General features: G+C 34.7%; 20 protein-coding genes and 1 other annotated feature. All 20 genes read left to right on the top strand.

The annotated features are described in order from the left end of the window. The first annotated feature begins 5 nt into the window (after positions 1-5). Complete coding sequence (gene sigE / locus LC076_RS02190; RefSeq protein ID WP_146946787.1) at positions 6-725, top strand: RNA polymerase sporulation sigma factor SigE; 720 nt, start codon at positions 6-8, stop codon at positions 723-725. Between the two features lie 101 nt (positions 726-826). Then, positions 827-1,648 carry an RNA polymerase sporulation sigma factor SigG gene (gene sigG, locus LC076_RS02185; protein ID WP_413465931.1) on the top strand — a complete coding sequence of 274 codons (822 nt, stop codon included), beginning with the start codon at positions 827-829 and terminating at the stop codon, positions 1,646-1,648. A gap of 773 nt (positions 1,649-2,421) precedes the next feature. Next, positions 2,422-2,676: a YlmC/YmxH family sporulation protein gene (locus LC076_RS02180; RefSeq protein WP_226665826.1), complete on the top strand. Its 255-nt coding sequence runs from the start codon at positions 2,422-2,424 to the stop codon at positions 2,674-2,676. A 91-nt stretch (positions 2,677-2,767) separates the two neighbouring features. After that, the gene (gene pgeF / locus LC076_RS02175) at positions 2,768-3,598 is read left to right on the top strand and encodes a peptidoglycan editing factor PgeF (protein WP_226665824.1); all 831 of its coding nucleotides are present in this window, start codon (positions 2,768-2,770) and stop codon (positions 3,596-3,598) included. Positions 3,599-3,607: 9 nt separating this feature from the next. Next, positions 3,608-4,294, top strand: coding sequence for a YggS family pyridoxal phosphate-dependent enzyme (locus tag LC076_RS02170; RefSeq protein ID WP_226666155.1), 687 nt, complete (start codon positions 3,608-3,610; stop codon positions 4,292-4,294). Between the two features lie 3 nt (positions 4,295-4,297). Further along, complete coding sequence (locus LC076_RS02165) at positions 4,298-4,750, top strand: cell division protein SepF (RefSeq protein ID WP_226665822.1); 453 nt, start codon at positions 4,298-4,300, stop codon at positions 4,748-4,750. Positions 4,751-4,756: 6 nt separating this feature from the next. After that, positions 4,757-5,020: a YggT family protein gene (locus tag LC076_RS02160; RefSeq protein ID WP_226665821.1), complete on the top strand. Its 264-nt coding sequence runs from the start codon at positions 4,757-4,759 to the stop codon at positions 5,018-5,020. A 74-nt stretch (positions 5,021-5,094) separates the two neighbouring features. Beyond that, complete coding sequence (locus tag LC076_RS02155; protein ID WP_226665819.1) at positions 5,095-5,871, top strand: RNA-binding protein; 777 nt, start codon at positions 5,095-5,097, stop codon at positions 5,869-5,871. Positions 5,872-6,302: 431 nt separating this feature from the next. Further along, entirely contained in the window at positions 6,303-6,809 is a 507-nt protein-coding gene (locus tag LC076_RS02150; RefSeq protein ID WP_226665818.1) for a DivIVA domain-containing protein, read from the top strand. A gap of 78 nt (positions 6,810-6,887) precedes the next feature. After that, positions 6,888-7,115, top strand: a binding site (T-box leader). 199 nt (positions 7,116-7,314) lie between these two features. Next, on the top strand, positions 7,315-10,077 hold the full coding sequence (gene ileS / locus LC076_RS02145; protein WP_226665816.1) for an isoleucine--tRNA ligase: 2,763 nt from the start codon (positions 7,315-7,317) through the stop codon (positions 10,075-10,077). Between the two features lie 386 nt (positions 10,078-10,463). After that, positions 10,464-10,787: a TraR/DksA family transcriptional regulator gene (locus LC076_RS02140; RefSeq protein WP_264191403.1), complete on the top strand. Its 324-nt coding sequence runs from the start codon at positions 10,464-10,466 to the stop codon at positions 10,785-10,787. A gap of 176 nt (positions 10,788-10,963) precedes the next feature. Then, positions 10,964-11,431: a signal peptidase II gene (gene lspA, locus LC076_RS02135; protein WP_226665815.1), complete on the top strand. Its 468-nt coding sequence runs from the start codon at positions 10,964-10,966 to the stop codon at positions 11,429-11,431. Continuing rightward, positions 11,431-12,345 (top strand): RluA family pseudouridine synthase, encoded by a 915-nt coding sequence (locus LC076_RS02130; RefSeq protein ID WP_226665813.1) that lies wholly within the window; start codon positions 11,431-11,433, stop codon positions 12,343-12,345. Before lspA ends, LC076_RS02130 begins: the two co-directional genes overlap by 1 nt. Before the next feature lie 205 nt (positions 12,346-12,550). Continuing rightward, the gene (gene pyrR / locus LC076_RS02125; protein ID WP_226665812.1) at positions 12,551-13,096 is read left to right on the top strand and encodes a bifunctional pyr operon transcriptional regulator/uracil phosphoribosyltransferase PyrR; all 546 of its coding nucleotides are present in this window, start codon (positions 12,551-12,553) and stop codon (positions 13,094-13,096) included. 180 nt (positions 13,097-13,276) lie between these two features. After that, complete coding sequence (locus LC076_RS02120) at positions 13,277-14,563, top strand: solute carrier family 23 protein (protein ID WP_226665810.1); 1,287 nt, start codon at positions 13,277-13,279, stop codon at positions 14,561-14,563. Positions 14,564-14,711: 148 nt separating this feature from the next. Next, the gene (locus LC076_RS02115) at positions 14,712-15,629 is read left to right on the top strand and encodes an aspartate carbamoyltransferase catalytic subunit (protein ID WP_226665809.1); all 918 of its coding nucleotides are present in this window, start codon (positions 14,712-14,714) and stop codon (positions 15,627-15,629) included. Next, entirely contained in the window at positions 15,613-16,899 is a 1,287-nt protein-coding gene (locus LC076_RS02110; protein ID WP_226665807.1) for a dihydroorotase, read from the top strand. Before LC076_RS02115 ends, LC076_RS02110 begins: the two co-directional genes overlap by 17 nt. After that, positions 16,896-17,981, top strand: a complete 1,086-nt coding sequence (locus LC076_RS02105; RefSeq protein ID WP_226665806.1) for a carbamoyl phosphate synthase small subunit — start codon at positions 16,896-16,898, stop codon at positions 17,979-17,981. Before LC076_RS02110 ends, LC076_RS02105 begins: the two co-directional genes overlap by 4 nt. Next, positions 17,981-21,193: a carbamoyl-phosphate synthase large subunit gene (carB, locus tag LC076_RS02100; protein ID WP_226665804.1), complete on the top strand. Its 3,213-nt coding sequence runs from the start codon at positions 17,981-17,983 to the stop codon at positions 21,191-21,193. The genes LC076_RS02105 and carB overlap by 1 nt, the downstream gene beginning before the upstream one ends. Further along, a complete protein-coding gene (locus tag LC076_RS02095) occupies positions 21,193-21,969 on the top strand; it encodes a dihydroorotate dehydrogenase electron transfer subunit (protein ID WP_226666153.1) in 777 nt (258 codons plus the stop codon). Before carB ends, LC076_RS02095 begins: the two co-directional genes overlap by 1 nt.

Here is a 21,969-nt window from a genome sequence, read left to right as displayed (position 1 = left end):
GGAAAATGAAAAAATTAAAATTACATCTCACTTATTTATGGTATAAGCTCTTAATCAAACTAGGAATTAAAACTGATGAGGTTTATTACATCGGTGGAAGTGAAGCACTACCACCACCTCTCTCAAAAGATGAAGAAGAAGTCTTATTGCAAAAGCTACCTAGTGGTGATCAAGCAGCAAGATCAATATTAATTGAACGCAACCTCAGATTAGTTGTTTATATAGCAAGGAAGTTTGAGAATACCGGTATTAACATTGAGGATTTAATAAGCATTGGAACGATCGGATTGATAAAGGCTGTTAACACATTTAATCCCGAGAAAAAAATAAAACTAGCTACATATGCTTCTAGATGTATTGAAAATGAAATTCTTATGTATTTAAGAAGAAATAATAAACTGCGATCTGAGGTTTCCTTTGATGAACCTTTAAATATTGATTGGGACGGTAATGAACTGCTTTTATCAGATGTAATGGGAACAGAAGATGATATTATAACAAAAGATCTCGAAGCAAATGTTGATAGGAAATTATTAATGAAAGCACTTCATCAGCTTAATGATCGGGAGAAACAAATCATGGAGCTTCGCTTCGGCTTACTTGGTGGAGAAGAGAAGACGCAAAAGGATGTTGCAGATATGCTTGGTATCTCACAATCCTATATTTCTAGACTAGAGAAGAGAATTATCAAAAGATTACAAAAAGAATTCAACAAAATGGTTTAAAAATTTTTTTTACGTTAAGAATTCCTTTCGTATCAATTAATAAGAGGTTATTAATCCTTCCTAACTTGAATAGCTTGTGCATATTTTTTCCACTCGAGGAGATACTTAACACTGTACAGCAACTCCTGTTAGGAGGGAAAAAGGTGACAAGAAATAAAGTTGAAATCTGTGGGGTCGATACCTCAAAACTTCCAGTTCTTAAGAATGAGAAAATGAGAGAACTATTTAAGCAGATGCAAAGCGGAGACATATCAGCAAGAGAAGAGCTGGTGAATGGCAACTTAAGATTGGTACTTAGCGTTATCCAGCGTTTTAACAACAGAGGAGAATTTGTTGACGATTTGTTTCAAGTTGGCTGTATAGGATTAATGAAATCAATCGATAATTTTGACTTAGGCCAGAATGTCAAATTTTCAACATATGCTGTACCGATGATTATCGGAGAAATTAGAAGATACTTAAGAGATAACAATCCGATCCGCGTTTCTCGTTCACTAAGAGATATCGCGTATAAGGCGCTTCAAGTTAGAGAACGGCTTATGAGTGAAACATCAAGAGAGCCCACTGCAGAAGAAATTTCGAAGGTATTGGATGTTCCGCATGAAGAAATTGTTTTCGCGTTAGACGCCATTCAAGATCCAGTATCATTGTTTGAGCCAATCTACAATGACGGGGGAGATCCAATCTTTGTTATGGACCAGCTTAGTGATGAGAAAAATCGTGATATTCAGTGGGTCGAAGAATTAGCATTAAAAGAAGGTATGAGACGACTGAACAGCCGTGAAAAGTTAATTTTAAGAAAACGATTTTTCCAAGGAAAAACTCAAATGGAAGTGGCAGAGGAGATTGGCATATCACAAGCACAAGTCTCGCGTTTAGAAAAAGCTGCAATTAAACAAATGAATAAAAATATCCAGAATTGAGACTACTTTTTAAAAGTAGTCTTTTTTTTGAAAAGCAAAAAAATAGGTAATTTATTTGTTTGTCTCTCCGCAATCCGAATATATAGACTTAATTTTAGAAATAAGCAGTGCGGTTCTTTTTTAAAAGACTCTTTTCTGAACGATTGTTGCTATGTAACCAAATTTGGAGTGAAAACAGTGTTTTTCACTTAAGGTTACTCATTTATGAAGAAAAGATGTCACTAGACATAAAACAGTGCAGATTGTTTTGGATATTTAAATGCAACAAAGTTTGCAAAAACAGCCCTTTTTGAAAAAGAAGGATGAAGTTTCAATATTTTCAATATCATATCCTACCCGTATTTAAGTAAAATTTACGATCCCTTTTCAGAAAAATATAAAACCTTTTGAAATTTTTAACCAGTCTTTAACATACATATAAAAAAGGAAGGTTTGGACTTGTTGAAAAAACCTGATTGGAAATTATATAAAATGCTTTTCCATATTTATTGAAAACATAAATAGTATTTAAAAAAAGGCTATGTTAAGGTTTAAGGTTGATTTTTAGCACTTGGTTGATTGGAGTGAAAGGTAGGAGACTCCTGCTTAGAGAAGCGTGTCAAAGGGAGACCCCACAGGCGTGCAGCTTACGAGGGAGGCTTCCTGACCTAGGAAAAAACGAAGTGCATTTTTTCCCGGGAAAGCGAATGCGTGTAACGGAAATCAATCACAAAGTTTAACAGAGCCAAAAAAAATAATCTATATTCAATAAACAATAAGGGGGACTATCTTTTATGTACATTTCGGATTTTCAAACAAAAGACGTTGTTAACGTTTCAGATGGGAAGAAAATGGGGAATATTGGTGACTTTGATATAAATGTTACAACAGGTAAAATTCAAGCCATTATAATTAATGGTCAAGGAAGAATGCTTGGTTTTTTTGGAAAAGATGAGGAGTTTATTATTCCTTGGCGGAATATTGTGAAAATCGGTGAAGATGTGATTTTAGTAAGAATGAATCGTCAAAATGAAATTCAAGATGAATAATTTAACTTTCATGCTAAACCTTAACAACAAGTTGTGGTAAAATAAAGTCGATAGTTATGTAATAAATGTCGAAACTAGAGGGTTGTTTAGAATGACAGCAGAACCTTTTCAACTAAGAGAAGAATCATACTTGTCAATATACCTGTGGAATGAAAAAGATAGTAAATTGAAAGTTGGATTTACAACAAAGCATGGAGGCCAAAGCATAGAAGAATTTTCTTCTTTAAATTTAGGACTTCATGTTCAAGATCAACATGAAAGTGTTATGAAGAATAGAAATTTTCTCTCGAGAAACATCTCTTTTCCTTTAGAAAAATGGATCTTTGCTGAGCAAACACATTCAAATAACATTAAAAAAGTATCAAAACCACATAGTGGTAAAGGGATAGGGAGCTATAAAGATGGAATAATGGATTGTGATGGTCTTTATACGAATGACAAAGGGATTATGCTTTCGCTTTGTTTTGCGGATTGTGTGCCTTTATACTTTTTTCATCCAAAATCGAATTTCATTGGTTTAGCCCATGCAGGCTGGAAGGGCTCTGTTCAAGATATAGCCGGTGAAATGGTAAGGAAGTGGACAATTGATGAAGGTCTTCCTTATAGTGAAATCTTAGTAGCAATTGGGCCTTCTATTGGTGCATGTTGTTATAAGGTTGATGATAGAGTCATCACATCGGTTAATAAAGTACTTCTTGAAAAGTATCCTTTACCATATGAAAATATAACAAGTGGACAATATAATTTAGACCTAAAACAGCTTAACAAAAACCTGCTTATGCAAGCAGGTATAAAAGTAGAAAATATATTAGTTTCACAGCAATGTACAAGTTGTGAAACTGATCTGTATTTTTCTCATCGAAGAGATGACGGAAAAACAGGAAGAATGTTAAGCTTTATTGGTATTGATGAGGAGGCTTAACTAAAATTGTTGGATGTGCAAGCGAATTTTAATAAAATTAGACAAGATATCAAACAAATATGCGACCGCATAGGACGTAATCCAGAGGAAATTCGAGTGGTTGCTGTCACTAAATATGTTAGTATACAACGGGCCAAGGAAGCGATTGAGGCTGGAGTGATTCATTTAGGAGAAAATCGTGATGAAGGATTAAGTGAGAAATTTCAAGAGCTTGGAGATGCTGCAACATGGCATTTTATTGGTTCACTTCAAACAAGAAAAGTGAAAAATATTATTGATAAAGTGGAATACATACATTCCTTAGATCGTCTTTCACTTGCAAAAGAAATTAACAAACGAGCAGAAAACCCCGTAAAATGTTTTGTGCAGGTTAATGTTTCGGGAGAAGAATCAAAGCATGGCTGCAAACCAGAGGAATTAGAAACCTTTATTAAAGAACTATCACTATTTACAAATATCAAAGTAATAGGGTTAATGACGATGGCTCCATATACTGATAACAAAGATCATATTCGTCAATGCTTTCAATTATTAAAAAGGTGCCAAAAGAAGGTACAAGCTTTAGAACTCTCTACTGCACCATGTAATGAATTGTCGATGGGAATGTCTAATGACTATGAAATCGCAATTGAAGAAGGCGCAACTATTATTAGAATTGGTACTTCACTTGTAGGAAATGAAAACGGAGGTGGATAACGAATGTCAATTAAAAACAGATTTAAAAGTTTTTTTGCATTAGAAGATGAAGAATATGAATATATTGAAGATGACCATGAGAATGAATATGAAAGTCAGCCACAACAACAAACATTACCACAAAAACAACAGTCACAAGGACATAAGCAAAATGTAGTTAGTTTGCAAAGTGTGCAGAAATCCTCTAAAGTTGTTTTAAGTGAACCAAGAGTTTATGCAGAAGCCCAAGAGATAGCAGATCAACTTAAAAACCGTAAAGCTGTCGTCGTCAATCTTCAAAGTATACAAAGAGATCAAGCAAAGCGAATTGTCGATTTCCTTAGTGGAACAGTTTATGCTATTGGAGGCGACATTCAACGAGTTGGAATGAATATTTTTCTGTGTACTCCCGATAATGTTGATGTGTCAGGATCAATTTCAGAATTAGTATCAGAAGAAGAACATCAAAGGTGGTAGGCAAACATGGTTTTATTACACAACATAATTAGTACTTTGATATCAATTTATTCGTATGCGATAATTGTATACATTTTATTATCGTGGTTTCCAGGTGCAAGAGAATCTAGCTTTGGTGGATTATTAGCAAAAATAGTTGAGCCCTATTTAGAGCCTTTCCGTAAAATTATTCCACCTCTAGGAATGATTGATATTTCACCGATTGTAGCGATTTTAGCGTTAAGACTTGCACAATCTGGATTAACTTCTATCTTTAATATGATAGGTTAAGGGACTATTCGGTCCCTCTTTTTTTTCTAGAAAAACGACTTAGTGAAGGTCATTAGAATTAGTGGAGTGTATTTATGAATCATATATATCAACATTTTCGTAGTGAAGAACGTCATTTTATTGATCAAGTGACCGAGTGGAAGGACAACGTACTCAATCAATATAGTCCAAAGCTAATAGATTTCTTAGATCCTCGTGAACAAGAAATTGTTTCATCAGTTATTGGAGACAATTCAGAAGTGAAAGTCTTGTTTTTAGGTGGTATTCATGAAACAGAAAGGAAAAGAGCTTTTATTTTTCCTGAATATTACGAGCCGAGTGAAGAAGATTTTCAGCTATCTCTTTTTGAAATACAGTATGCTAGTAAGTTTGTTACATTAACTCATAGAAATGTATTAGGCTCTCTCATGAGTTTGGGTATTAAACGATCTAAATTTGGTGATATACGGTTTTATCAAGATATTGTTCAAATCATCTGTGCTAATGAAATAGCAGACTTTTTAAACATGAACTTTAATGAAGTAGGGCGCTCAAAAATCAACATTAAAGAAAGACCGTTAAATGAGCTTATTCCACATGAAGATGAAGTGCAGGAGCTAGTTACAACAGTATCATCATTAAGACTAGATGTTGTTGGTGCTGCGATTTACAATATATCACGGCAGAAAATACAGCCTCTTATTACTAATGAGTTAGTTAAAGTGAATTGGAGAGTCGTTGATTCTACATCATTTGAATGTCAACAAGGAGATACTATTTCGATAAGAGGATACGGAAGAAGTAAATTAACAGCAATAGAAGGCAAAACAAAGAAAGATCGTATCCGAATTATTGTAGAAAAGCAAAAGTAAAATAATTATATATAAAAAGTAACCATTTAGGTGAGGGGAATTTGTACATATTAATTATCATTGTCTTTTTTCGTAAGGCTGTTTTCGAAAACTTAGTTGCTTTTACATATCCGAAGAAATCAGCACAGTATTTAGTCTGGTGGCATCTTTTCTTCTTAGATTTGTATATTTTTTGTTATCAAAACAATGTTTTAGTGAATACATGTGTTATTTAGCAACTAATTTTCAGAAGAGAGCCTTATCATTTCAGTATTGTTGGGTTGGAAAATTCACCCTTTATTGCAATGATAAACGGTCTTACGTACCCGATTCATTTCATTCAGTTTAAAATAAAATTAAGAAAATGCAGGATATTTCAACAAACCTGTCGAAATATGATTTATAATGTTGTCAAGGATTAACTATTTAACTACATATTGGAGGTGGCATCCATGCCTTTAACACCGTTAGATATCCATAATAAGGAATTCAACAAAGGTTTCCGTGGATACGATGAAGATGAAGTAAACGAATTTTTAGATCAGGTTATTAAAGACTATGAAATGGTCATTCGTGATAAGAAAGAATTGGAAGCTCGTGTCTCAGAATTAACTGAAAAGTTAAACCACTTCACTAATATTGAAGAGACTCTGAATAAATCCATTATTATTGCGCAGGAAGCTGGAGAAGATGTCAAGCGCAATGCTCAAAAAGAATCAAAGCTTATTATTAAAGAAGCAGAGAAAAATGCTGACCGCATTATTAATGAGTCTTTATCTAAATCACGTAAAATTGCTATAGAAATTGAAGAGCTTAAAAAACAATCAAAAGTTTTTAGAACTCGTTTTCAAATGTTAATTGAAGCTCAATTAGATTTACTTAAAAATGATGATTGGGATCATTTATTGGAATATGAAGTTGAGCCAATATTTGGAGAAGCAGAAGAATCTAAAAGCTAAACTTGACTTTTTGTTTTTTTATCGCATATAATACGAAAACATAGAGGTTTTTTACAAATCTAGTTTAACTAACATTATATAAAAATGTTGAAAGGGATAGTATTCCTATAAATCACTTATAAAGCGAATCGAGGGTGGTGTGAGCTCGAGATAAGATTATAGGAGGAAGATCACCCTCGAGTTCCATACTGAACACATAAGTTAGTAGGATATGGCGAATCATTCACGTTAAGAATGCTTGAGTGGATTAATTTTTGTAGTTAATCTAATAGGGTGGTACCGCGAGAAAACCTTCTCGTCCCTTGTGGGATGAGAAGGTTTTTTGTGTTTTTATTTTTAGCTAAGTGAAAGTTTAATGTTAATTTTAGCTCTTTCTTGAGGTGATTAGCTTGTAACTCCTGAGGGAAAAGCGCGTTAAACACCAAAGGTAAAAAATAAGAAACATTTTTATTAAAACATCAAGATCAATTAAAACATTTTACAAGATTAAATTGGAGGATTGAGCATGGATTATAAAGATACTCTTTTAATGCCAAAAACAGAATTTCCGATGCGAGGAAATTTGCCTAACAGAGAACCAATAATGCAAGAAAAATGGGAAGAAATGAATATTTATAAACAAGTACAGGAACGTACAAAAGAAAGACCACTATTTGTATTACATGATGGACCACCTTATGCAAATGGTGATATTCATATGGGTCATGCTTTAAATAAAATTTTAAAAGATTTTATTGTTCGATATAAATCTATGAGTGGTTTTTGTGCTCCATATGTTCCTGGTTGGGATACACATGGTTTACCAATTGAAACTGCATTAACAAAAAATAAAAAAGTGAAAAGAAAAGAAATGTCTGTTGCGGAATTTCGTAAACTTTGTGAAGAATATGCTTGGGAGCAAATTAATGGACAACGCGAGCAATTCAAACGTCTTGGAGTTCGTGGTGATTGGGATAACCCATATGTCACACTAAATCCTTCATATGAAGCACAGCAAATTAAAGTATTCGGTGAAATGGCGAAAAAGGGCTATATTTATAAAGGTCTTAAACCAGTATATTGGTCTCCATCTAGTGAATCTGCTTTAGCTGAAGCTGAAATTGAATATGCTGACAAACGATCACCATCTATTTATGTTGCTTTTCCAATTCAAGATGGAAAAGGTGTACTAACTAATGATGAAAAAATTATTATTTGGACAACAACTCCTTGGACAATACCTGCAAACTTAGGGATTTGTGTACACCCTGAGCTCGAGTATAGTGTTGTTGCTGTGGAAAATGAAAAATTCGTAGTAGCTTCAGATCTCGTGAAGACAGTTGCTGAGACAATTGGATGGGAGTCTTATGAAGTTGATCGAACTCTTAAAGGTGCCGAGCTTGAAAATATTGTTGCAAAACATCCAATATATGACCGTGAATCACTTATTATGCTTGGAGAGCATGTAACAAGTGATGGTGGAACTGGATGTGTTCATACAGCTCCTGGACACGGAGAAGATGACTTTATTGTTGGTCAACAATATGGATTAGATGTTTTGTGTCCTGTTGATGCTAAAGGATATATGACGAAGGAAGCGGTTGGCTTTGAAGGTCTATTCTATGATGAGGCTAATAAGCCAATTACAGAAAAGCTTCAAGAAGCAGGGGCATTATTAAAACTTCAATTTATTACTCATTCATATCCACATGATTGGAGAACGAAGAAGCCGACTATATTCCGTGCTACTGCTCAATGGTTTGCATCTATTAAAGATTTCAGAGAAGATCTATTAAAAGCTGTTAATGAGACAAAATGGGTTCCTGCTTGGGGGGAAACAAGGTTATATAATATGGTTCGTGATCGTGGAGATTGGTGTATTTCTCGTCAACGTGCATGGGGGGTTCCTATTCCAGTATTTTATACAGAAAATAACGAGCCTATTATCACAGATGAAACAATTGAACATGTATCAAATCTATTCCGTGATCATGGTTCTAACATTTGGTTTGAACGTGAAGCAGTTGATCTTTTACCAGAAGGGTTTACACACGAAGGAAGTCCTAATGGTAAATTTACAAAAGAACAAGATATCATGGATGTTTGGTTTGACTCAGGTTCTTCACATCAAGCAGTTCTTTTAGAAAGAGATGATCTTCAAAGACCTGCAGATTTATATTTAGAGGGTTCAGATCAATACAGAGGATGGTTTAACTCTTCTTTATCAACAGCTGTTGCTGTCACAGGAAAAGCTCCATATAAAGGTGTTTTAAGCCACGGTTTTGCTCTTGATGGAGAAGGACGTAAAATGAGTAAATCAATCGGTAATACTGTTATACCTGCTAAGGTAATGAAACAATTAGGTGGAGATATCCTTCGTTTATGGGTAGCATCTGTTGATTATCAAGCGGATGTAAGAGTTTCCGATGCGATATTAAAACAAGTTGCAGAAGTGTATCGTAAAATTCGTAATACATTCCGTTTCTTGTTAGGTAACCTAGCAGATTTTAATCCTGCTACAGATTCAGTTAGTCTTGAAAACCTTCGCGATGTTGATCGTTATATGCTTGTAAAGCTTAATAATCTAACAAAACGCGTGAAAGATTCTTATGAAAACTATGAATTTGCAGCAATTTATCATGCAGTACACAATTTCTGTACAATTGAATTAAGCTCATTCTATTTAGATTTTGCAAAAGATGTATTATATATTGAATCTAAAGAAAATCAAGAACGCCGAGCAATTCAGACTGTTCTTCATGAAACTCTTATGTCATTAGTGAAACTTGTCACACCAATTCTTCCTCATACTGCTGATGAAGTATGGGAACAAATTGATTCAGTGACAGAAGCTAGTGTTCAATTAGTTGATATGCCTGAAGTAAAGGAATATCCAAAAGCGGCTGAGTTAGAGAAAAAATGGGATGCTTTCATGTTATTACGTGATGATGTGTTAAAAGCATTAGAAGTTGCACGTAATGAAAAAATAATTGGGAAATCTCTTACTGCAAGTATTGCCCTTTATCCGAATAAAGAAGCAAGATCACTTCTTGAATCAGTTGATGAAGATTTAAAACAATTATTTATCGTATCAGGCTTTAATCTAGCAGGAGATTATGATGCAGCCCCTGATAATGCTCAAGCTTTTGATGCAGTTAAAATTACGATAACACAAGCTGAAGGTGAAACGTGTGATCGCTGTTGGATCGTAACACCTGAAGTAGGTAAAATTGAAAATCATCCAAAACTTTGTAAACGTTGTGCCTCAATTGTTAATGAACATTATTAATAGCAAAAACAACCACTCTATGACTTAGAGTGGTTGTTTTTATGAGTTTGTTGTTTGCATAAAGGCGCAGAAAAAGGAAACAGCTAATTTTGTTCAGATCTTTTTTAAATTGGATCTAAAGGGATTTTTTTTCACTTCACTTATAAAAAAATAATTACATGGGATAACCGCCTATTTTACATAAATAATGTTTGAATGGATCAAGAGTTGGGTAAAAAATATCCATTCACTAATTATCATGTACTTTAACAACCATTTCAATCACAGGAAAATTCTTATTAGGGTGAGTATAGATTTTTCAGGAAAAACTAATTTTACACCATGAGAAGGATAAGGAGTTGTCCATCTTGAATAAATTTTCTGGTATTCAGTATGAATTACAAGTGATGAAAGAAGAACTGCGAGCTAGGTTATTTGATCACAGTTTGTTTGAAATGACTTGTGGTGATTATCAAGGGAAAAGTCATACCTTGATGCATCATATTAAAGAGGAACTTCAAGATGTAGAGCGTGCCTTAATGAAGATCGACAAAGGATTATTTGGCTATTGTGAAGAAACAGGTGAAGAAATAGCTTTTGAGAAATTAAGGATACTCCCAACAGCTAGAACAAAATATGATTTCTTTTTCCAAGAACTTTTCGAAAGAAAAACTCTCCCACAGTATGATTATCATCATGAAGAAACGTATATTACAGGCAGTGACTTTTAACTGCTTTTATATTTTGACTCAAATATTTCTCAAAAGAATGTAGAGGGATATTTGAGTCATCTTCATTTTAATATAATCATTTCTAAGTCTTGAATTTCTTTACGCTTTGTTTTTTTATATGGTACAATTCAAAAGGACAAATGTGAAAAGAGAATAAAGGAAAGTTGGGGACGAGAGTGTATTATTACTTAATTGCAGCAATTATTATTGCCATAGATCAAGTGACGAAGTGGTATATCGTTAAAAATTTGGAGCTTGGAGAAAATAAAACAATAATAGAAAATTTCTTATATATTACATCCCATCGAAATAAGGGTGCTGCATGGGGGATTTTACAAGGTCAAATGTGGTTTTTCTATATAGTAACAGCTATTGTGATCGTTGGAATGATTTACTATATTCAGAAATATACAAAGGAAAATAAGGTAATGGGTGTTGCTCTAGGGTTAATGCTAGGTGGAGCAATTGGTAATTTCATTGACCGTTTATTTCGTAAAGAAGTTGTTGATTTTATTAATACATACATTTTTTCTTACGACTTCCCAATCTTTAATGTAGCAGATTCTGCACTTTGTGTGGGTGTTATATTATTATTTATTCATATGTTGTTTTTTGAAGGGAAACAAGAGAAGGAGCAAGCATAATGAACATCGTTGAAATACAAGTAAATGAAGAATTAAAAAGTGAGAGAATTGATAAAGTTCTTTCAACATCAAATGATGAATGGTCAAGATCACAAGTTCAGATATGGATTAAAGATGGACTGGTTAAAGTTAATGATAAAATCATTAAAACAAATTATAAATGTCAAGTAAACGATAACATTGTTGTCACAATTCCTGATCCGGAACCACTAGATGTGGTACCAGAACAGATGGATCTTGATATTTATTATGAAGATCAAGATGTTCTTGTTGTTAATAAACCTAAAGGCATGGTAGTACATCCTGCTCCAGGTCATTTGAATGGAACACTTGTAAATGGTTTAATGGCTCATTGTAAAGATCTTTCAGGTATTAATGGTGTGTTAAGACCAGGAATCGTTCATCGTATTGATAAGGATACGTCAGGCTTATTAATGGTAGCCAAAAATGACATGGCACATGAATCATTAGTTCAGCAGCTTGTTGATAAAACGGTTACTAGACGTTATAAAGCGATTGTGCATGGAACAATACAACATGACCATGGAACAATTAATGCACCAATTGGTCGAGATAAAGTTGATCGTCAAAGCATGACTGTAACCAATGTAAGTAGCAAGGTAGCTGTTACGCATTTTCATGTATTAGAACGCTTTGAGAATTTTACATTTGTCGAATGTCAACTTGAAACAGGTAGAACACACCAAATACGTGTTCATATGAAATATATTGGTTATCCACTAGTTGGTGATCCTAAATATGGGCCGAAAAAAACGTTGCCTATCAATGGACAAGCATTACATGCAGGAGTTTTAGGTTTTGAACATCCTCGAACAAAGAAGTACATGGAATTTGAAGCACCACTTCCAGAAGAATTTGAACAAGTGTTACAAGACATAAAAAATAATCGTTGACACATTTCTACATGTTTGTCATAATAAATGTAACTTAATAAGAACCTTTAACACAGTCCCGTGAGGCTGAGAAGGAAAACGGAATAGGACCATAGCTATAAGGCTTAGTCTAACTATATCTTCGTGTACCCTCTCACACTACGGTGAGAGGGTATTTTCGTTTTCAAGGTTACTTTTTAGTAACGAAAGGGAAGGAGATTAAAGAATGTCTCAAAAAGCAGTTGTATTAGATGAACAAGCAATAAATCGAGCATTAACGAGAATTGCTCATGAAATCATTGAAAGAAATAAAGGCATTGAAGATAGTGTGCTTGTAGGAATTAAAACCCGTGGTATATATTTGGCTAACAGACTGGCTGAACGTATTGAACAAATTGAGGGGAAAAAAATCTCAATTGGTGAATTAGATATCACTCTTTATCGAGATGATTTGTCTACAAAAACAAGTGATCAAGAACCACTTGTAAAAGGTTCAGATATACCAGTTGATGTGACAAATCAAAAAGTCATCTTAGTAGATGATGTATTATACACAGGAAGAACTGTCAGAGCAGCGATGGATGCTCTTGTTGATATCGGAAGGCCCGCAAATATTCAATTAGCTGTTTTAGTTGATCGTGGTCATCGTGAGTTGCCAATACGTGCTGATTATGTAGGGAAAAACATTCCTACGTCAGGGTCAGAAAAAATTGTTGTCGAACTTCATGAAGCTGATCAAAATGACCAAGTAACAATACATGAAAATGAATAATAAACCCTTTTAAGATTGGTCCAGAGAGGCTACAAAGGGGCACATTAGGAATCAAGCATAATAGTGCTTGTAACCTTCTTGTACCTCTTTGCACCTATAGCGAAGAGGTTTTTTGTTTAAACAGTGATTACTTCACACAATATAACTAACAAGAAGAAAAACATATCGGAGGTTACCACAGTGAATGAAAATGAAAAACAAATCGTACTAGATGTAAAAGATACTCCAAAACCTTTAACATGGATAGCGTTAAGCTTTCAACACTTGTTTGCCATGTTTGGTGCAACAATATTAGTACCCTTCCTTGTCGAATTAGATCCTGCAGTTGCTTTAATTTCAAGTGGTTTAGGAACGATTGCATTTCTACTTATTACAAAATGGCAAGTACCTGCTTATCTAGGTTCATCTTTCGCTTTCATAACACCAATCATTGTTGCTAAGGCAGAAGCTGGTGTTGGTGCAGCAATGGTAGGGAGCTTTTTAGCTGGTTTGGTTTATGGACTTATTGCTCTACTTATAAAAGCAACTGGTCATAATTGGGTAATGAAGGTTCTACCACCAGTAGTTGTTGGTCCTGTTATTATCGTAATTGGATTAGGCTTAGCGGGTACAGCGGTTGATATGGCAACATTAAATGCAAATGAATATAGCTTACAGTACTTTTCAGTAGCTCTCATAACATTATTAATTACAATCTTAAGTTCAATCTTTTTAAAAGGCTTTTTTAATCTAATACCTGTACTACTTGGGATTGCAGGAGGTTACTTATATTCATTAGCAATTGGTATCATAGATTTTTCAAAAGTAATCGAAGCAAGCTGGTTTCAAGTACCAAATTTCGTTATCCCCTTTGTTAATTATACACCGGGAATTTCACTGGACATTATCCTTCTAATGGTACCAGTTGTTGTTGTAACAATTTCAGAGCATATCGGTCATCAATTAGTTTTAGGCAAAGTAGTTGGAAGAGATTATATTGAAAAGCCAGGCTTACATCGTTCAATATTAGGTGATGGTGTAGCAACAATGATTGCCGCTGCTCTTGGTGGCCCACCAAACACAACATATGGTGAGAATATTGGAGTACTTGCAATTACAAGAGTATACAGTGTGTTAGTTATTTTAGGTGCTGCCGTGTTAGCGGTTGTGTTCGGATTCATTGGCAAAATTTCAGCATTCATAAGTACGATTCCAACACCTGTAATGGGTGGGGTATCAATTCTACTATTCGGAATTATCGCATCATCAGGATTAAGAATGATGATTGATAGCAAACTTGATTTAGGGAACAAAAGAAATCTAATCATCACTTCGGTTATCTTAGTAATCGGAATTGGTGAAGCAACACTTAAAATTGAAAACTTTGATTTACATGGAATGGCTTTAGCAGCTATTATCGGTATTATCTTAAACTTGGTTTTACCACAAGATAAAGAAGCTACAATTAATGATAATCAAACTGTATAAATTTGCTTAGATCTTTTAAAGGAAGTCCAGAGAGGCTTGAAAGGGTGTAAGGCAATATGAAGGTATATCAATATACCTAAGTTTGCTCTACTTTAAAACACCCTGATCATCTGATTCAGGGTGTTTTTTTACTAAGGAGAGGATATTAATGTCAAATTTACTAATGATGAACGAACTGACAAACGAAGAAATTATTGAGATTCTCTATGATGCCCAGCAATATAAGCTAGGAAATGGATGGAAGCCATCTGAAATGATGTTTGTCTCAAATTTATTCTTTGAGCCTAGCACAAGAACAAGATTTAGTTTTGAAGTAGCTGAAAAAAAATTAGGACTTGAAGTATTAAATTTCAGTGCTGAGCATTCAAGTGTTCAAAAAGGTGAAACGTTATATGACACAGTGAAAACGTTAGAATCAATCGGTGCAAATGCAGTAGTGATACGGCATCAGGAAGATCATTTTTTTGAGGATTTGATTGGAAAGGTTTCAATTCCTATCATAAATGCTGGAGATGGTTGTGGTCATCACCCAACTCAGTCGCTTCTAGATTTGTTAACGATTCAACAAGAGTTTGGTAGCTTTAAAGATTTGACTGTTTCTATCCATGGTGATATTAAGCATAGTCGTGTAGCTCGTTCAAATGCTGAGGTTTTAACTAGACTTGGTGCAAAAGTTTTATTCTCGGGACCAAAAGAATGGCAAGATCCATTAAATAATAATGGAACATATGTCGAAGTTGATGAAGCAATTTCTCAATCAGACGTAGTTATGCTGCTTCGCATTCAGCATGAAAGACATGAACAAAAGGCAAATGCACAAAATTATCTGTCTCAATATGGTTTAACAAAAGAAAGAGCAAAACAAATGAATAACCAAGCGATCATCATGCATCCTGCTCCAGTAAATCGAGACGTAGAAATTGATGGAGATTTAATTGAATGTGAGCGATCTCGTATCTTTAAACAAATGGAAAATGGCGTTTTTGCTAGAATGGCAGTTTTAAAGAGAGCTTTACAACAAATTAACCACATACAGGAGGTCAATAAACATGTTATATGTTCTTAAAAATGGATTTATCATAGATGAACTTGGTGAGTTAAAAAAAGCAGATGTTAAGGTAGAAAACAATAAAATTATAGAAATTGGAGAAGATTTATCGACTAATGGATACGAAGAGATTTTAGTAGATGGACAGCTTGTATCAGCTGGTTTTATCGACCTTCATGTTCACTTACGAGAGCCAGGTGGTGAGCACAAGGAAACAATAAAAACGGGAACACAAAGTGCAGCAAGAGGCGGATTTACAACAATTGCTCCAATGCCAAATACTCGTCCAGTGCCAGATACAAAAGAACAAATGGAGTGGTTACAAAACCGAATTAAAGAAACAGCTGTTGTGAAGGTATTACCATATGCTTCTATTACAACAAGACAGCTTGGTGAGGAATTAACAAACTTCCAAGATTTAAAAGATGCTGGCGCTTTTGCTTTTACAGATGATGGTGTTGGTGTTCAATCAGCAGGAAAAATGCTAGAGGCAATGAAGGAAGCTGCATCGATTGGAGCCGCGATTGTTGCACATTGTGAAGAAAATACATTAATTAATAAAGGTTCAGTTCATGAAGGTGAGTTTTCGAAACAGCATGGTATTAATGGAATTCCTTCAGTATGTGAATCTGTACATATTGCAAGAGATATCCTTCTTGCTGAAGCTGCAGGATGTCACTATCATGTATGCCATATTAGTACTAAGGAATCGGTTAGAGTAGTAAGAGATGCAAAACGAGCTGGAATTAACGTAACAGCAGAAGTTACACCACATCATTTGCTTCTTTGTGAAGATGATATTCCAGGATTAGATCCTAACTTTAAAATGAATCCTCCTTTAAGAGGAAAAGCTGATCAAGAAGCACTATTAGAGGGTTTATTAGATGGAACAATTGATTTTATCGCAACAGATCATGCACCACATGCTGCAAGTGAAAAGGCAGAAGGGATGCAGTTAGCACCATTCGGTATTGTTGGATTAGAAACAGCATTTCCATTATTGTATACAAATCTTGTATTAACAAAAAAATTCACACTTAAGCAAATAATCGATTATTTAACTGTTAAACCAGCAGAAGCATTTGGATTACGAAGTGGTGCGTTAAAAGTTGGAGAAGTAGCTGATATAACAGTAGTTGATTTAGACTTAGAAGCTGTTATTGATCCGGAGAATTTCCTTTCAAAAGGGAAGAATACACCATTTACTGGATGGTCTTGTAAGGGTTGGCCAACATTAACAATCGTTGATGGAAATATTGCATGGAAAAAGGGAGGAGTTACAGTATGAAAAGACAATTAATTTTAGAAGATGGCACAATTTTTCTAGGTGAAGCATTTGGAAGTGATAAAGAAAATTATGGTGAAGTCGTTTTCAATACAGGAATGACAGGCTATCAAGAAATTTTATCAGATCCATCATACTGCGGTCAGATTGTTACCCTAACGTATCCTTTGATAGGAAACTATGGTATCAATCGTGATGATTTTGAAACAATTACACCTTTTATCAATGGCTTTGTTGTAAAAGAGTATTGTGACTACCCTTCTAACTGGAGAAGTGAGTATTCAATTGATGAGTATTTTAAAATCAAAAATATACCTGGAATCTCAGGGATAGATACACGAAAACTTACTAGAATTATTAGAATGCACGGTACATTAAAAGGCGCTATATGCTCAGGAGATGCGAGTGTTGAGGATGTAATTAATAAACTTAAAGAGACTGATTTACCAACAAATCAAGTAGAAGTTGTATCAACGAAAACAGCTTATCCAAGTCCTGGTAGAGGTCATCGTGTCGTACTAGTAGACTATGGAATGAAGCATGGTATTTTAAGAGAATTAAATAAGCGTAATTGTGATATCGTTGTTGTACCTCATACAGTCACTGCAGAAGAAGTGTTACAGCTAAAACCTGATGGAATTATGCTTTCAAATGGTCCTGGGGATCCAAAACAAGTTCCACAGGCGATTGAAATGATTAATGGAATATTAGGCAAGGTTCCTTTGTTTGGGATTTGTTTAGGACATCAGTTGTTTGCCTTAGCAAGTGGTGCTGATACAGAAAAAATGAAATTTGGTCATCGTGGATCAAATCATCCTGTAAAGGAATTAAGCACAGGTAAAGTTGATATTACATCACAAAATCACGGGTATACAGTAAGAGAAGATTCAATTAGTCATACTGAATTAGAAATAACACATATTGCATTAAATGATGGGTCGGTTGAAGGGCTCAAGCATAAACATGTTCCAGCATTTACAGTACAATACCATCCAGAAGCGTCTCCAGGTCCTGAGGATTCGAACGGATTATTTGATCAATTTTTAAATATGATTGAACTTAATAAGAAAGAAGGGGTTCTATAATGCCAAAACGTACAGATATTAATAAAATTCTTGTTATCGGATCAGGTCCAATTGTAATCGGTCAAGCAGCAGAATTTGATTATGCAGGAACACAAGCTTGTATTGCACTTAAAGAAGAAGGATATGAGGTTGTTCTTGTTAACTCTAACCCTGCGACGATTATGACAGATACAGAAATAGCAGATAAAGTTTATATTGAGCCCCTTACATTAGAGTTTTTAAGCAATATTATTAGAAAAGAACGCCCAGACGCTTTAGTACCAACACTAGGGGGACAAACGGGATTAAACATGGCTGTTGAACTTGCAGAATCAGGTGTATTAGATGAATGTAATGTAGAAATTCTTGGTACAAAATTATCAGCAATTAAACAAGCTGAAGACAGAGATCTTTTTAGATCATTAATGAATGAGTTAAATGAACCAGTACCAGAAAGTGATATCATCCACAACTTAGAAGAGGCCTACGCTTTTGTTGAACGTATTGGCTATCCGGTTATTGTAAGACCTGCTTATACTTTAGGTGGAACAGGTGGAGGAATTTGTGAAAACGAGGAAGAGTTAATCGAGATCGTTTCAAGTGGATTAAAACATAGTCCGGTTACACAATGTCTTCTTGAAAAAAGCATTGCTGGCTTTAAAGAAATTGAATATGAGGTTATGCGTGATTCAAATGATCATGCGATCGTTGTGTGTAATATGGAAAACTTTGATCCTGTTGGTGTTCATACAGGCGACTCAATCGTATTTGCACCAAGTCAAACATTAAGTGATCGAGAATATCAAATGCTTCGTAATGTATCTTTGAAGATTATTAGAGCATTAAAAATAGAAGGTGGCTGTAATGTTCAGCTTGCCCTTGATCCAAATAGCTTTAAGTATTACATTATTGAAGTGAATCCACGTGTAAGTCGCTCATCAGCATTAGCTTCAAAAGCAACTGGTTATCCAATTGCAAAACTGGCGGCAAAAATTGCAGTAGGGTTAACTCTTGATGAAATGAAAAATCCAGTAACTGGAAGAACGTATGCTTGCTTTGAGCCTGCTCTTGATTATATTGTCTCTAAAATACCACGTTGGCCTTTTGATAAATTTGAATCAGCAAACCGTCGATTAGGAACACAGATGAAAGCCACTGGTGAAGTAATGGCGATTGGAAGAACCTTAGAAGAATCATTATTAAAAGCAGTTCGTTCTTTAGAATCTGATGTTGATTACTTACGCTTGAAAAATGCTGAAGGATTCCAGGATGATTTAATAGAAAAACGTATTCGCCGAGCTGGTGATGAACGTCTATTCTATATTGCTGAAGCATTAAGAAGAGGTGTGACAAAAGAAACAATTCATGAGTGGAGTCAAATTGATTTATTTTACTTGATGAAAATTGAAAAAATAATTAAGTTTGAAACAAAACTGCAAGAAAATCAATATGATCTAACTATTCTGCAAAAGGCAAAGGAAATGGGATTCGCAGATTCTGAAATTGCTAAGCTATGGAACACAAATGAACGTGAAATCTATGAGCTTCGTAAACAAGCAGATATCATTCCAGTTTATAAGATGGTTGATACGTGTGCAGCAGAATTTGAATCAACAACACCGTATTTCTATGGCTCGTATGAAGATGAAAACGAATCTATAGTTACAGAAAGAGAAAGTGTTGTTGTCCTAGGATCAGGTCCGATTCGAATCGGTCAAGGTGTTGAATTTGATTATGCAACAGTTCATTCGGTATGGGCTATTAAAGAAGCAGGTTATGAAGCGATCATTGTTAACAATAACCCTGAAACAGTATCAACTGATTTCAGTATTTCAGATAAGCTTTATTTTGAACCATTAACAATTGAAGATGTTATGCACATCATTGATTTAGAAAAACCAAAAGGTGTTGTTGTTCAATTCGGTGGACAAACAGCCATTAACTTAGCTAGTGAATTACAAGCTAGAGGAGTTAAGATCCTTGGAACAACATTAGAAGATATTGATCGAGCAGAAGATCGCGATAAGTTTGAACAAACACTAGTTTCATTAGGTGTTCCTCAGCCACTTGGTAAAACGGCAACATCTGTAGAGCAAGCAGTTAAAATTGCAACAAACATCGGCTACCCAGTATTAGTACGTCCTTCATATGTACTAGGTGGACGTGCAATGGAAATCGTCTATCAAGAAGCTGAGCTATTACATTACATGAATAACGCTGTAAAAATTAATCCGCAGCACCCAGTATTAATCGATAAATATTTAACAGGTAAAGAAATTGAAGTAGATGCCATTTCTGATGGTAAGACTGTGTTAATTCCAGGAATTATGGAACATATTGAAAGAGCCGGTGTTCACTCTGGTGACTCAATTGCAGTATATCCACCTCAATCTTTATCTGAAGAAATTAAGAATAATATTATTGATTACACAATTAAGCTTGCAAAAGGGTTAAACATAGTAGGACTTCTTAACATCCAGTTTGTTTTATCTAAGGGTGAGGTTTATGTACTTGAAGTAAATCCAAGATCAAGTCGTACAGTTCCATTTTTAAGTAAAATAACTGGTGTGCCGATGGCAAACTTAGCAACAAAGGTGATTTTAGGTGCTGAACTTGCAGATTTAGGCTATGAAACTGGTCTTTATCCTGAAAGTGAAGGGGTATACGTAAAAGCTCCTGTATTCTCATTTGCTAAACTTCGTAATGTAGATATTACGCTTGGACCTGAAATGAAATCAACAGGTGAAGTTATGGGGAAAGATATTACGTTAGAAAAAGCACTTTACAAAGCTTTAGTAGCATCAGGTATTCAAATTAAAAATCATGGATCAGTTTTATTAACAATTGCTGATAAAGATAAAGAAGAAGGGTTAGAAATAGCTCGTAGATTCCATCAAATAGGTTATCAAATTCTTGCAACAAGTGGTACAGCAGATTATCTTAAAAACAATAATATTCCAGTTAAAGTTGTAAACAAAATTGGTGCAAAAGAGCATAACTTACTAGATGTTATTCGTAAAGGTGAAGCACAATTTATTATCAATACATTAACAAAAGGAAAGCAACCTGCAAGAGATGGCTTTAAAATTCGCCGAGAATCAGTTGAAAATGGTATTCCATGTTTAACTTCATTAGATACAGCTGTAGCAATTTTACGTGTACTTGAGTCTATGACATTTTCAACAGATACAATGCCTAAAATTAATAAACAGCTAGAGGTGAGCTTAACGTGATTAAAAAAGAGCTGATGGTCGTAACGAAACATGAAAACATTGCAGAGAAAATATTCCAATTAACACTTCAAGGAGAGCTAGTATCTGAAATGGGTAGTCCTGGTCAATTTGTACATTTAAAAGCATCTGAAGGGACAACACCTTTATTAAGAAGACCAATCAGTATCTCTAAAATCGACAAAGATAAAAAGCAATTTACTATGATTTATCGTGCTGAAGGAGCTGGGACACAGCTCCTTTCTCTTAAGAAAACTGAAGATGTGGTGGATGTACTTGGTCCTTTAGGAAACGGATTTCCGGTTGATGAGGTTAAAAGTGGTCAAACTGTGCTTTTGGTAGGGGGAGGAATTGGTGTCCCGCCATTATTAGAGTTATCAACACAGTTAGTTGAAAAAGGTGTCACAGTACAACATGTACTAGGATTTCAATCAAAGAACGCTGTTTTCTTAGAAGAGGAATTTCAAAAATTAGGAAAAACCATTATTACAACTGATGATGGTTCATATGGATACAAAGGATTTGTTACAAACGCAATAACAGATCATGAAATAAAATTTGAGGCAATGTATACTTGTGGACCAACCCCAATGTTAAGAGCGCTAGAAAAGCTACATGGTCATAAACCACTGTTTTTATCTCTTGAAGAAAGAATGGGCTGTGGAATTGGGGCTTGCTTTGCATGTGTATGTCATACTGGTGATGATCCAACTGGAACAAGTTATAAAAAAGTATGTAGTGATGGTCCTGTGTTTAAGGCTGGAGAGGTGGTTTTATAA

Source organism: Metabacillus litoralis (assembly GCF_020524045.1).
GTDB lineage: Bacteria > Bacillota > Bacilli > Bacillales > Bacillaceae > Metabacillus > Metabacillus litoralis_C.
Note: the sequence above shows the minus strand (reverse complement) of the source record. Positions and strands in the feature narration are given on the sequence as shown.